Annotated in this window: 12 protein-coding genes; 4 read left to right on the top strand and 8 right to left on the bottom strand. The window is 62.0% G+C overall.

The window, feature by feature from the left end; translation table 11 throughout:
• Nucleotides 1-40 precede the first annotated feature (40 nt).
• The 3 genes from ABWI03_RS30490 to ABWI03_RS30500 all read left to right on the top strand — a co-directional run bounded on the left by ABWI03_RS30490 (nucleotide 41) and on the right by ABWI03_RS30500 (nucleotide 2,383).
• Nucleotides 41-721: an NUDIX hydrolase gene (locus ABWI03_RS30490; RefSeq protein ID WP_166809915.1), complete on the top strand. Its 681-nt coding sequence runs from the start codon at nucleotides 41-43 to the stop codon at nucleotides 719-721.
• Between the two features lie 61 nt (nucleotides 722-782).
• Nucleotides 783-1,907, top strand: coding sequence for an NAD(P)H-dependent amine dehydrogenase family protein (locus tag ABWI03_RS30495; protein ID WP_298775738.1), 1,125 nt, complete (start codon nucleotides 783-785; stop codon nucleotides 1,905-1,907).
• Nucleotides 1,904-2,383 (top strand): carboxymuconolactone decarboxylase family protein, encoded by a 480-nt coding sequence (locus tag ABWI03_RS30500; RefSeq protein WP_019745891.1) that lies wholly within the window; start codon nucleotides 1,904-1,906, stop codon nucleotides 2,381-2,383. Before ABWI03_RS30495 ends, ABWI03_RS30500 begins: the two co-directional genes overlap by 4 nt.
• Before the next feature lies 1 nt (nucleotide 2,384).
• On the opposite strand, the gene ABWI03_RS30505 is transcribed toward ABWI03_RS30500, so the two are convergent.
• From ABWI03_RS30505 to ABWI03_RS30530, 6 genes are read right to left on the bottom strand one after another with little or no spacing between them, the layout of a single operon-like run.
• A complete protein-coding gene (locus ABWI03_RS30505) occupies nucleotides 2,385-3,173 on the bottom strand; it encodes an SDR family NAD(P)-dependent oxidoreductase (protein ID WP_298775743.1) in 789 nt (262 codons plus the stop codon).
• Entirely contained in the window at nucleotides 3,163-4,908 is a 1,746-nt protein-coding gene (locus tag ABWI03_RS30510; protein WP_298775745.1) for an N-acyl-D-amino-acid deacylase family protein, read from the bottom strand. Before ABWI03_RS30510 ends, ABWI03_RS30505 begins: the two co-directional genes overlap by 11 nt.
• Nucleotides 4,905-6,566 (bottom strand): steroid-24-oyl-CoA synthetase, encoded by a 1,662-nt coding sequence (gene casG / locus ABWI03_RS30515; protein ID WP_353799023.1) that lies wholly within the window; start codon nucleotides 6,564-6,566, stop codon nucleotides 4,905-4,907. Before casG ends, ABWI03_RS30510 begins: the two co-directional genes overlap by 4 nt.
• A 19-nt stretch (nucleotides 6,567-6,585) precedes the next feature.
• Entirely contained in the window at nucleotides 6,586-7,626 is a 1,041-nt protein-coding gene (locus ABWI03_RS30520; protein WP_298775750.1) for an NAD(P)-dependent alcohol dehydrogenase, read from the bottom strand.
• Nucleotides 7,623-8,777, bottom strand: coding sequence for a serine hydrolase domain-containing protein (locus ABWI03_RS30525; RefSeq protein ID WP_298775752.1), 1,155 nt, complete (start codon nucleotides 8,775-8,777; stop codon nucleotides 7,623-7,625). The genes ABWI03_RS30520 and ABWI03_RS30525 overlap by 4 nt, the downstream gene beginning before the upstream one ends.
• Nucleotides 8,774-10,162 carry a flavin-containing monooxygenase gene (locus ABWI03_RS30530; RefSeq protein ID WP_298775754.1) on the bottom strand — a complete coding sequence of 463 codons (1,389 nt, stop codon included), beginning with the start codon at nucleotides 10,160-10,162 and terminating at the stop codon, nucleotides 8,774-8,776. The genes ABWI03_RS30525 and ABWI03_RS30530 overlap by 4 nt, the downstream gene beginning before the upstream one ends.
• A gap of 176 nt (nucleotides 10,163-10,338) precedes the next feature.
• On the opposite strand from ABWI03_RS30530, the gene ABWI03_RS30535 reads away from it, so the two are divergent.
• Complete coding sequence (locus tag ABWI03_RS30535; protein ID WP_172436663.1) at nucleotides 10,339-10,980, top strand: TetR/AcrR family transcriptional regulator; 642 nt, start codon at nucleotides 10,339-10,341, stop codon at nucleotides 10,978-10,980.
• A 10-nt stretch (nucleotides 10,981-10,990) separates the two neighbouring features.
• Here ABWI03_RS30535 and ABWI03_RS30540 read toward each other — a convergent pair whose 3' ends face one another.
• Nucleotides 10,991-11,563, bottom strand: a complete 573-nt coding sequence (locus ABWI03_RS30540) for a TetR/AcrR family transcriptional regulator (protein WP_298775763.1) — start codon at nucleotides 11,561-11,563, stop codon at nucleotides 10,991-10,993.
• Nucleotides 11,564-11,599: 36 nt separating this feature from the next.
• Nucleotides 11,600-12,715, bottom strand: a complete 1,116-nt coding sequence (locus tag ABWI03_RS30545) for an agmatine deiminase family protein (protein ID WP_298775765.1) — start codon at nucleotides 12,713-12,715, stop codon at nucleotides 11,600-11,602.
• Nucleotides 12,716-12,734: the final 19 nt, after the last annotated feature.

Consider the following 12,734-nt stretch of genomic DNA (forward strand, 5'->3'; position numbering starts at 1 on the left):
TTGCGCTAACCATAGATCATGTTTGAGATAACATGCAAGGGTGAATAAATGGACAGACACGAGCGGCAGGGCATTATCGGACTACCCGCGTCCGTCCGTGGCAGTGGACGTCGCGGTGTTGACGTACAGCGGTGAATCCCTGAAGGTTCTGGTTGTTCGGCACCGTCTGGGCTCGCTGGCGCTACCGGGAACTTTTCTCCACGAACGCGAGTTGCTCACGGCCGCAGCTGATCGTGCATTGTCGGTCAAGGCAGACTTGGCTCGGACGGACTTTCGCCAGTTGGCGATCTTCGACCGACCTGACCGCGACGATCGCGGTTGGGTTCTGTCGGTCGCGCATACCGTGGGCCTACCGGAATCGGCTCTGCCCGATTCGGCACTTCTCGTCGATGTGTACGACGACGAAGCAGTGAGCGGACTCGCGTTCGATCACGCCGACATGGTGCGACTCGCGGTCACGGACCTCCGCACGAGGTACGCGTCGTACGTGGATCCGGACGGATTGTCGGGAGGATCGTTCACCGTCGCCGAACTTCGGGGACTGTACGAGGTGATCTTCGATCGTCCGTTTCAGAAGGACAGCTTCCGCCGGCAGGTGTTCGACGCGCTCGAAAGTACCGGCGAGATGAGTAGGCCGGGTAACGGCCGGCCCGCCGAGACTTACCGGAGACGCGGTGACGGCGCACTGACTGCGCAGGCAATGGCATTCTTGGCCGGATGAAGTGAAACGAATTCTTGCAATTCTGCTGACCTGACGCGCTGAGCTGGGTAATGTCCGGTTGATGGGTGCAGTTTCGAATGAAGCCGAGTCCAAGATTCCGACCGCCGTGTGGGGTACGGGCAATGTCGGGCGTGCATCGATTCGCGCTGTGACAGCCAATCCTGCCCTCGAACTCGTCGGCGTCATCGTTGCCAACCCGGCGAAGGTCGGACGAGACGCCGGTGATCTCGCCGATCTGGGAGTGCACCTGGGCGTCGCGGCGACCGATGATGCCGATGCCGTGCTCGCAGGGTCCCCGGGCGCGGTGGTCTACGCGGCTTCCGGTGACATTCGGCCCGATGACGCGGTTGCAGACATCACGCGGGCGCTGGCCGCCGGAGCTGTGGTGGTCACGCCGTCCGTATACGCGCTGTACGACCCGAAATCTGCACCCTCCGAGCTTCGTGATCCCGTCGAAGCTGCAGCCAAGGCAGGCGGCGGCGCTCTGTTCGTCTCCGGCATCGACCCAGGCTGGGGCAACGACATCCTGCCGATTCTCGTCAGCGGGCTTGCGGGGACAATCGACCAGATCCGGTGTCAGGAAATTTTCGACTACACGACCTACGAACAGCCGGATTCGGTCCGCTACCTGATCGGGATGGGTCAGCCGATGGACTACGAACCTCCCATGGTCGCGCCGAGTGTGCCCACCATGGTCTGGGGCGGCCAGATTCGGCTCATCGCCCGGGCGCTCGGGGTGGAACTCGACGAGATCCGCGAGACCTTGCTGCGCCGCCCGCTCGAGGAAACCGTGTCGACCGACCATATGGGGGAGTTCGCGGCCGGCACCCAGGGCGCACTGCGATTCGAGGTTCAGGGAATCGTCGGCGGGGAACCCTTGATCGTGATCGAACACGTCACGCGTATTCATCCGTCCTGTGCCCGCGATTGGCCGCTTCCGCCCGACGGTGGGGATGGTGCGCACAAGGTGATCGTCGAAGGACGACCACGTATCGAGATCAACGTCGAGGCCACCGATGAAGGTGGAAACCGCGCAGCCGGCGGAAATGCCACGGCTGTAGGACGTCTCGTCAACGCAATTCCGTGGCTTCGTCAGGCTGAACCCGGTCTTTACGACGCGCTGGACGTTCCGCTCACACCCGGCGTCGGCAAGCTCGGTGCCCGAAACTCGGAGGTACTCACATGAACATCGACATACCCGAAGGCAAGAATCCGATCGGCTACGTGTGGGGCGAGATGGTCCCAGGCATCGGGCCCGCGGCCGCCGGCTTCTCCCAAAAGGTCTACACGGACGGCACTCTCGGACTCCGCGAGTTCGAGGCGGCCAGGCTTCGGATTGCTCAGATCAACGGATGCATCTTCTGTCAGGACTGGCGCACCGAGCGCGACGGCGAGACAGTGGAATCGACGTTCGATCAGGCTGTCACGGACTGGCGCACCACCGATGCCTTCGACGACAGGACACGCCTCGCTGCCGAATACGCCGAGAGATACGCTCTCGACCACCACGGACTCGACGACGAGTTCTGGGAACGTATGACAGCTCACTACTCCCAGCGAGAAATCGTCGAGTTGAGCATGTGCCTCGGATCGTGGTTGGCCTTCGGTCGGCTCAACCACGTCCTCGGCCTCGACACTCAATGTGTGTTGCCCGGTAACTGAACTAATTGCCCAGCGTCGTCAGATCCGGGTAGTTCGAGACCTCCCAGCCGCCGTCGACGACCAGGCTGGTTCCGGTGATGTACGAGGCGTCGTCGCTGGCGAGATAGAGGCACGGTCCGGCGATCTCGTCGGGAGTTGCCGCTCGGAACATGGGGATTCGGCTCAGAAACATGTCGCGGGCAGGCTCGTAGTTCATGACCGGTGCGACCAACGGGGTGTCGACCAGGCCGGGCAGAACTGCATTGACCCGAATTTTCGACGCCGCCAGTTCGATCGCGGCATTCTTGCTGAACATCTCGACCCCGGCCTTACCCGTCGCATACGCGCTCCCGTAAGGGCTCGGTACGTGCGCGTTGAGGGAGGAAACGTTGACTATCGCACCGCCGCGCCCGTGCTCTCGGATATGTCGAGCTTCATGTTTGGTACAGAGGAAGACGCCCTTCTGCACCAGGTCGATGGTGAAGTCCCAGTCGGCCTCGTCGAGGTCGACGATCTGACCCACCCTCGACGCCCCGGCAACGTTGAAAGCCAGATCGATACCGCCGAATTCCGCTGCCGCAGCGGCAATAGCCCCGGCGACATCGGATTCCTTGGTGACGTCAGCGGGAACGGCGAGGAAAGACGCGCCGTGCTGGGACGCTGTCTCCTTCAAACCCTCTGCCGCGATGTCTATTCCGGCCACCCGTGCGCCTTCGCTGATAAGTCGTAGTGCGATGGCCGCGCCGATCCCCGAGGCTGCGCCAGTGACGACTGCGGTTCTTCCGGCGAATCTGGACGTGTTAATGAGCACCTGCTTTCAAGAACTTTCCGGTCCGGCGGTTGCCGAGAACGGGTGCTGCTTCTCCGTCTCCGAAGACGTACTCGCCGCCGACGAACACTGCGGTGACAGTCTGGTCGTTGCGATTGACCATGCGGGAGAGATTGTCGTACTCCACAACTGGACTCTCCGCGTACGTCTCGAGTGAATCGTCGAGGTGGGCGGGATCGATCACAACCAGGTCGGCGCGGTCACCTAATCGAAGGTGCCCGGCATCCACGTCGTACCACTCGGCCAGTTCACCGGTGAGACGATGCACGGCTGCCTCGACGGTCATGAACGGCCGCCCGACCTTTTGGGCGTCGTAGACACGTCGGAGTAGTCGTAAGCCGAAGTTGTAGAACGCCATGTTGCGCAAATGTGCTCCGGCGTCGGAGAACCCGAGTTGGACACCGTTGTCCTGGGCGAACTTGTCCAGAATCTCCGGCCGGTGATTGGAGATGGTTGTGCGCCAGCGCACCTTCGTGCCGTGCTCGAGGACCAGATCCAGGAAGGCGTCGACCGGGTGGAGGCCTCCGCGCTCGACGCCGACCTGTCCGAAGCTCTTGCCGAGCAGGGATTCGTCGGGGCAGGAGACGATTTCGGCGTCGAAGAAATCTCGATGCCAGACTTTGACACCGAACTTTTGGTCGTAGTCCTTGCGGAACTGTCGCCGGTACTCCTCACTCTGCATCAGAACGTTGCGCTCCATCTCGTCGGTCAGATGCAGTGCTGCAGCGCCGGATCCGAACTCCTCGAAGACAACCAGGTCGATGCCGTCGGCGTACACCTCGAAGGGAACCGGTAGGTGCTGCCAGCGCAGGTCGCCGCCGAGTCGATTGACCAGATGCGCCAGCGGACCGAGGATCACCACGGCCAACTTGTTGGACTTGATATCAGCCGCCGAGAGCATGCTCGTCTTGAGTCGCTTGCGCCACAGGCCGGCGCTGGAGAACGCCATTGCACCGGTACTCATGGGGTTGGAGAGGTCAGGTCCAGCCTGAAATACCCGTCCCCGACGGCGGAGAATCGCATTGAGTCGACGTCGTTCCTTCGTGGTTGCATACGTCGACGGCAGTGTGCGTGAGCGGCAGGTCTCGCCGTCGAGTTTGTCGAACAATAATTGCTGACTGGACATCCCAACGAATCCGGCGTCAAGCGCCTCGGTCAATTGTGCTTCCATCGACGCGAGTTCGGAGTCGGTGGGGTGCACATCCTTCCGCGTTGCACGGTCCAATCCCATCTCCGCGGCTCGCATGTCGGAGTGCCCGATGAATGCTGCGACGTTGGGTCCCAACGGAAGTGACTCGAGCGCCGCGATGTATTCACGCGCGGAGTTCCAGGTCTTGGCCCGCGTGAGTGCATCGACAACGTGCTTGCGCGGAATCGCCTCGACTCTGCCGAAAAGATCGCCGGCGTCCGACGGGCTGGCGTGAATGGTGGACAGGGAACACGATCCGACAAAGATCGACGTGACTCCGTGTCTGAGAGATTCGCTGAGCGCCGGCCCCTCGAGGATTTCGACGTCGTAGTGAGTGTGGATGTCTACGATGCCCGGGATCACCCACTTGCGCCGCGCGTCGATGACACGGGGACAGCCGGTTTCGTCGAGTGGATCGAGCGAGATGGCGGTGACCAACCCGCCTCGGATGCCCAGATTTCGGACAGCTGCTTTCGCCCCGGTGCCGTCGAACCACAGACCGTTGTTGATCACGGCGTCATAGGTCATGAGATAGCCACCTTTGCGCGGATGGTCTTCCCGGTTGCATTGCGGGGCAGAGGAGTTGTGCTCAGTTTCCACTTCACCGGCACCTTGAAGTAGGCGAGCTTTTCGGCGACATAGTCGCGTAGTTCTTCTTCGGTCGCCTCTCCCTCGTTGCGAAGAACGACAACGGCCGCCACTTCCTGGCCGAGGTCTGCCGAATCAATGCCGATCACAGCGCATTCGAGGACTGCGGGATGCTCGTCGATGGTTTGCTCGATTTCGACGGGGTAGACGTTTTCGCCGCCGCGCAGGATCAGGTCGGACCGGCGGCCCGTCAGGCGGAGCCGGCCGTCTTCGAGAACTCCGAAGTCGCCGGTTCGGAGCCACCGATCAGGACCGATAGCGGCAGCCGTCGCGGTCTCGTCGTTCCAGTATCCCAACATCACGTAGGGGCTTCGCGCACAGATTTCACCCTCCTCCCCGTCGGGGACTGCACTCCCGAAGGCGTCTCGGACCTCCACGCTCACACCGATGATCGGCCGGCCGAGAGTTCCGGGGAACGCGGCAAGTTCCGGTGGCGTGGCAACCGAAATGCCAGTAGAGGATTCGGTGAGCCCGTAGCTGTCTACCAAGGTGTGCTGCGCAAAAGGCAGGCGTGCACGCAGGCGTTCCTGCAAGGCCGGGGACGACGGCGCTGACGCCAATGCAAAGGCACTCAGTGAGCTCAGGTCGTACTTCTCGATATCGCCGTGTTCGAGGAGTCGGGTTGCCGTGGTGGGGACCACCGCCCAGTTGGTGACCTTCTCGCGTTCGACGAGGGAAAGGACCTCGTCGACGTCGAAGGCGCCCTGGTGGATGACCACGGCCCCGCCCGTTGCGAGTCGTGGGATCGCCAGGTTATGCAGGCTTGCAATGTGAAACAGCGGTGCGGTCAGCAGATACCGCAAGTCGCTTGGTCTGCCATCGCTGGGTTTTCCGGTGAACGCCGCAGCGAGGCGATCGCTGTAGCGGTGGTAGTCGATGACGGCCAACACGTTTCGGTGAGTGTGAACTGCCCCCTTCGGGCGCCCACTGGTTCCGCTCGTATACAGGATCACAGCCGGATCGTCCTCGTCGACCGTGGTTCGGGGGAGTGGCGATCCCGAGTACTTCTCCATCAGAGCCGGTAGATCTTCTTCCATCGTGAGCACGGGAACATCGGTGTTCAGCTCGGAAAGAACTTGTGCGCGTTTGGCGTCGGCGATCACGACAGTAGGAGTGGTGTGATCGATTCCGTACTGCACCTCACGCGCCACCCACCACGAGTTGAACCCTACTGCGATCGCACCCAGCGCCTGAGCCGCCCAGAAGGTCATCACCCATTCCGGCGTATTGGCGGCGAGGATGCCCACCCGATCGCCCTTGCGGACGCCGTACCGCTCGCGCAGCGCCGTGGCCAATGCTGCTACGGCCTCGCCGTGCTCGAGGTAGCTGAAGCGTCGGTCCTTGGCCACCAGGTAGTCGCGTGATCCGTAGTCGAAGGATGCAGCGAGCACGTCGCCGAGTGCCTTGTCACGGTTCTTCATGACGGGCATCGAGCTGCCAAGTACGTCCTCGACTTGCATCTCGAAAGGGCCACCGGGACCGGTCAGCCCGGCCATGACGGACGCGATGAATGCTTGTGTATCAGCGGAAGTGGTCACGTGAAGCGCCTTTCGAAGATTAGGGTACGAGCACTGCGCGTCCGGTGACCTTGCCGTGTTCGAGACGGTCGAGTGCGTCGCGGGCATCAGCGAGGTCGAAGCGGGCTACTTCTACCGTTACCAGACCGGCCTGTGCCAGGGCGATGGAATCGACGAGGTCGTTTCTGGTGCCGCCATAGGACTTCCGGATCGATGCGCCCCACGGCCAGCCCGGTCCACCGGCAGCTTCGGCGGTGATCCCGGGGTTTCCGCCTCCCAGACCCACCATGCGATACGCGCCGTTCGGCGCAACCGCTTGAACGGACATCTGAGCAGTTGCATCGACACCGACGAAGTCGAAGATGACTTCTGCGCCTCTGGCCGAGGTGAGGTCGAGGATCTGCTGCGCGGTGTCCGGTCCCGATTCGAGCGTGATGTCGGCGCCGCAGCGTTTGGCGAGATCGAGTTGATCCTGTCCGACATCGACGGCGATGATGCGCACGGCACTGATTGCGCGAAGTATCTGTACTGCAACGTGACCGAGTCCGCCGACGCCGATCACGACGGCGGTGGCACCGGGCTGGAGATGTTCGCGTGCGCCGCGAATGGCGTGGTAGCTCGTCAGTGCTGCATCGGCGAGTGGTGCGGCCTGCAGGAAGTCGAGGTCTCCGATGGGTACGAAGGAGCGAGCCGGGATCTTGACGTACTCGGCCATCCCGCCTTCGGGACCGAGCCCGGGGCAGGGCGGCATGGCGGTGCGTCCAGCGGCGAGGCACATGTTCTCGTTGCCGCTCATACATTCTCGGCACTGTCCACACGACCAGCACAGATAGACGACGCCGCGTTCGCCGACCGAGCGACCGTCGACGCCGGTCCCGACCGCTTCGATGGTGCCGGCGATCTCGTGGCCGATGGTCAGCGGCTCTTCGCGCATCTTGTACGGAAAGTGCAGGAGATGGAGATCGGAGTGGCAGATTCCCGCTGCACCAACCCGAATCAGTAGTTCTGACGGACCGATCTCGGGGACCGGCACGTCGTTGATCTCGAGGAGACCAGGCCCCATGAGCTGAGCTGCCTTCATGAGTTGACCTCGCTGATCTCGCAGTTGTATGCGGCACTCAGATACGCGTTGCTGCGATCGGATCCGATCAGACCCGGCGCCATCTTGTTCATGACGTAGGCGAAGGTCATCCGACGGTCCAGATCGTTGACCAGCATCGAGCCGCCGATACCGGCCCACCAGCAGGCGCGTCCGTCGGGAACCAGGGGTGCGGTATCCGGGTGCGGCAGTCCGTATCCGATGCCGAACTTGAGCGGAGTCATGATCCCGAGGTCGATACCGTCGGCTTGGATCTCGAAGATCAGGTCGATGGTGCTCTGCGAGAGCAACTTCTGGCCGTCGAGCACACCACCGTTCGAGATCAAGGATTGGACCCGAGCGATCGAACGGGCGTTGCCATGACCGTTGACTCCGCCGATTTCAGCTTCCCGCCAGGGCGCGGTGTTGACCTCGGGATAGTCGAGCAATGGGCAGGTCAGGGTCTTGATGAAGATGCTGTCCTGGTCGAGAGTAGACAGGTCGAATTCCAGTGCGGGCGGCGGAACCAGAGTGGCGATTCGGCCGAAGTGCTCTGCGGACGTGCCGATGTGGAAGTCGGCGCCCAGTGGACCGGCGAGCTCTTCGGCAAAGAACCTGCCGAGAGTCCGCCCGTCGATGCGACGAATGACCTCACCGACGAGATGGCCGTAGTTGATCGCGTGATAGCCCGACGCCGTACCGGGGGTCCACCACGGCTTCTGCGTAGCGAGGCGGGTGGTGGACGCCTCGAGGTCGTAGATGTCCTTCAGTTCGATCGGGCGTTCCCAGCCGGAGACTCCGGACGTATGCGAGAGGAGGTGGCGAACTTCGATGTCTTCCTTGCCGTTTACCGCAAATTCGGGCCAGTAATGAGCGACCTTCTGGAACACATCCAATTGGCCGCGTTCGACCAGCAGGAGCGCACACAGAGCTGTCATGGTCTTGGTGATGGAGAACGTATTGACGATGGTGTCCGGACCCCAAGGAGTGGTACGGGATTCGTCGGCGTACCCGCCCCAGAGATCGACCACGGATTCTCCGGCGACGGTGATGGCGATGGACCCGCCGAGTTCTTCGCCGGATTCGAGTTGAGCCTCGAAGGCGGTGCGGACGGCGTCGAACTCGTTGTTGCAATGACCGTTCACCGTGCTCATGCGCGGTCCGCCTTCTCGAGTTCGTGTGCTGCTGCACGAGCCGCAACAGGGAGCTTGTTTCCGGAGGCCGCTGCGCGCTTGGTGCCCTTGGCGATTTCCTTGTTCATGTTGCGGACGTAGGGATCGAACTCGAGCTGGATGGTGTGTCGCGGTGACTTGTAATAGGGAGCGAGGAAGTACGCCTCGTCGGCCTTGGTGATCTCCTGCATCTCACTGGCGGACGGCAGTTGGTATTTACCGGTGAGGTAGGCCGCGACGAGCTTGCTCTGCTGCTCGGCGAAGTTGACGAGCGTCGGCATGGGCTGCGCCAGTCCCATGAAGAAGAGGTTGTCGATTCCGGGCTTCATCATTCGTTTGAAGAGTGGGAATCGGTTGTCTTTGTCCGGCAGAAGATTCGGATCGCTGAAGAAGGGGAAGCTGATGTTGTAGCCGGTGGCGCAGATGACCACGTCGATGTCCTCGGAAGTGCCGTCCGCGAAGTGAACCTGCTCTCCGTCGAGTCTGGTGATGGCGGGCTTGAAGGTTATGTCGCCCGATCCGGCGCGTCCCAGGAACTCGCCGCTGGCCGACGGGTGGGCCTCGAACGGACGGTGGTCTGGCTTGGGTAGTCCGTAGCCCTCCATGGTTCCCAGGTTCTTGCCGAGGAATCGCCGACTCAGGAACAGGCGCAGATCCCGAGGCATCCAGGGCGGGGTGATCAGTTTGTCTCCCGGCACGCCGCCCAGGTATTTCGGCAACACCCACACGCCGCGGCGCGCCGAGACGATGAGCTTGTCGGCGAGGTATCTCTGGCCCAGTTCGGAAGCAATGTCCAAGCCGGAGTTGCCCATTCCGACCACGACAACCTTCTTGCCGCGCATGTCGATCGGATCGAACGGGTCGTTGTAGCTGTGGCTGTGCATCAGCACGCCGTCGAACTCACCCGGGTAGTCGGGGATGTTGGGATCCCAGTGATGTCCGTTGCAGACCATCAGGACGTCGTAGGTGCGAACTTCGCCGTCGGAGCGCGTGATGGTCCACAGTCCGTCTGCATCACGTTCTGCTGCAACGACACTGGTGTTGAAGATGATCGACTCACGCAGGCCGAAGTGCTCGACGTAGTCCTTGAAGTATTGGAAGAGTTCGGAGTGGTGGGGGAAATCGGGAAGGTCGGCGGAGACCGGGAAGTCCTCGAATGCCAAGCGCCACTTCGACGTGTCGATATGCAGGCTCTGGTAGCAGGCAGACATTCCGTTGGGGTTCTTGTAGTACCAGTTTCCGCCGACCTCGTCGGACGCTTCGTAGCAGTCGAAGGGTATTCCGAATTCCTTCATTCGCTTGGCCGTCGTGATTCCGGTGGGCCCGGCGCCGATGATGCACACGCTCGGCAAGGGGGAGGGGCTCATTCGCCATCGCTTTCTGTTCTGTCTGGGGCGTGCGAGAAGAAGTATCGAAGCCCGAGAAGTGACTTGAGTCATAGTGCGTCATTCGCTGACAATGTGTCAATGAATGACGCAATGTTTTTTGATGACGGTGAGTCGGTGATTTGCCAGGAGGTCGAAATGCGAGCAAGGTTGGCGACGTGAGCACGACTACCGATGGCCCGAAGAACAGGCGGGGGACCCTTCGCGACGAGCAGAAACGCGCGACGCGGGCCAAACTCGTGGACGCCGCACGCACCCTGTTCGAAGAGCGGGGATATGCGGCAGTCACGGTCGACGACATCGCCTCGGTCGTCGGATGCAGTAGAGCCACGTTCTACGTGCATTTCGCCAGCAAGGTGGAGATGCTCAGGACGATCGGCGCGGCCGGGATGGCTGCGAGTGCGTTCGCTTTCTACATCGATCTCGATCGAGTCCTCGACACGAACTCTCGCGTGGAATTCACCGCATGGCTGGAACGTGCCTTCGACTGGTTCGACGAGAACAAGCGCCTGCTGCCGGCGTGGGACGAGGCCGTGGCACTCGAACCGGAGTTCCGCGAGACAGCGCGGGACGGTATGACCGAACTACCGAACGCCATGCCCAAGTATCTGGGCCGGTGGCCGGTGGAACAGCACGACGAGGCGAGGTTGCGCGTCGAACTGCTCGTGAGTCAGCTGGAGCGATTCTTCACACGCTGGGCCGTGCAGGGGACGATCGACGTGACGCGGGTTCAAGCGGCCGAGGTTCTGACCGATATATGGTTCCCGGCCCTGTCGCCGGAATCGAAGGGCACCGACTAACGGTTCAGGGTTACTTCGGATCGATCTCCACGCTGATCGCGCCGACGAGTAGTCCTCTGGCTCGTTCGATGGACATCGAGCCGCTCAGCCAGCGTTCACTCAAACCCTCGACCAGTGCAGTGAGTCGTTCGGCGGCGTCGGCCGGGCTTGCCTTCGGGTCAGCGAGCCCGGATTCCTGCGCTTGTCGGATCAAGGATTCGACGTCGTCTGCCCATCGTTGAGTCGTGGTGCGCAGCGGCTCGCGCAGCTCGTCGGCGAAGACAGCGCTTGCTCGGAGTTCGCCCCAGGCGATGCTGTTCTCCCGAATCTTCGGGGAATTCTGAAACTCCAGCAGGAGCATCTGCTCGAGCTGCGCACGCGGGTCTGTCTCCGTGAAGGCGCTTTCGGTGTACAGAGCGGCGCGATCGTTGACGTGATCGAGGGCCCGGCGCAGCACACCCGCGCGGTTCTGGAAGTGGTAGTAGATGAGTGCCGTCGACACGCCGGCCTCGGCAGCGAGCGTCTCCACTCTCAGTCCGCGTACGCCGTGCTGAGCGATGACGCGGACTGCTGCTTCCAAGATTTGCGTTTGACGGTTCGACACGAGTCCGAATTCTACGAGGATGGTCGGGGCGGGTTTTCAGTCCACAGGCTCCTGTTGGGTGGTGCAGTGAATACCGCCACCACCGGCGGCGATTGCGTCGATGTTGATCTGCACGACACGACGGTCGGGGAAGAGGCGCTCCAACTCGCCTTTGGCGGCCTGGTCGGCCTCGGGGTCACCGAATTCAGGGGCGATGACCGCTCCGTTGCATACGTAGAAGTTGATGTATCCGGCAGCGAAATCATCTGATTCGAAGTCCGGCCTGATCGAAACAGGCGCCTCGAGGACGACAACATCCAGGTTTCGTCCCTGTGCGTCGGTTGCGTTCTCGAGAATCTCGAGGTGACGTTTGGTCACGTCGTGATCAAACGACTCCGGGTCTGTGTCGAGTCCGGCAACCACCACACCCGGTCGCGCGAAGCGGGCGTAGAAATCCGTGTGGCCGTCCGTGATGTCCTTGCCTGCGATCCCGGGTAGCCAGATGATCTTGTCGAGACCGAGCAGGGGGCCGAGCTCGGCCTCGACGTCCGACTTCGACCATCCCGGGTTGCGGTTGTCGTTGAGGACACAGCTTTCGGTGATGATGGCCGTTCCTTCGCCGTCGACCTCGATGCCGCCGCCTTCGAGGATCAGATCGGTTGGCAGTGATTCGACACCCGCGCGGGCTGCGACAAACGCTGCGACGCGGCCGTCCTGATCAAAATCCTGCTTCTCGCCCCAGCCGTTGAAGTTGAAATCGATACCCGCTTTGGTCCCGTTGCCTTTCACGAATACGGGACCGGTGTCGCGCATCCAGAGGTCGTCGAGAGGTGCGGCGATCAGTTCGACGGATGGGCCGACGAGGGTGCGTGCCAAGTCCAGCTCCTCGGAACGGACTAGCATCGAGACGGGCTCGAACTGCGCGATAGTTTGCGCGATCGTCGCAAGGTTGCGCTGGACCTCGGGCAGGAGGGCCGCTCCCCAGATCGCTTCGCTGGCGCCGAACGCCATCCAGGTGCGCTTGTGCGGATCACCCTCTTCCGGCATCACCCACTCGCGAAGATCGTCATCTCCGTTGCTCCCGCCCGAGGCTGAGTCGGAATCGCCGCAACCTGCCAAAAAGAGGCCACTGAGCGCAGCGGCGCCTGCCTGAATGAACCGACGTCTGTGCATTGCGGTGACTCCTTCTGTT

The sequence above is a fragment of the Rhodococcus baikonurensis genome, from assembly GCF_040489275.1.
In the GTDB taxonomy this organism is placed as follows: Bacteria; Actinomycetota; Actinomycetes; order Mycobacteriales; family Mycobacteriaceae; genus Rhodococcus_F; species Rhodococcus_F baikonurensis.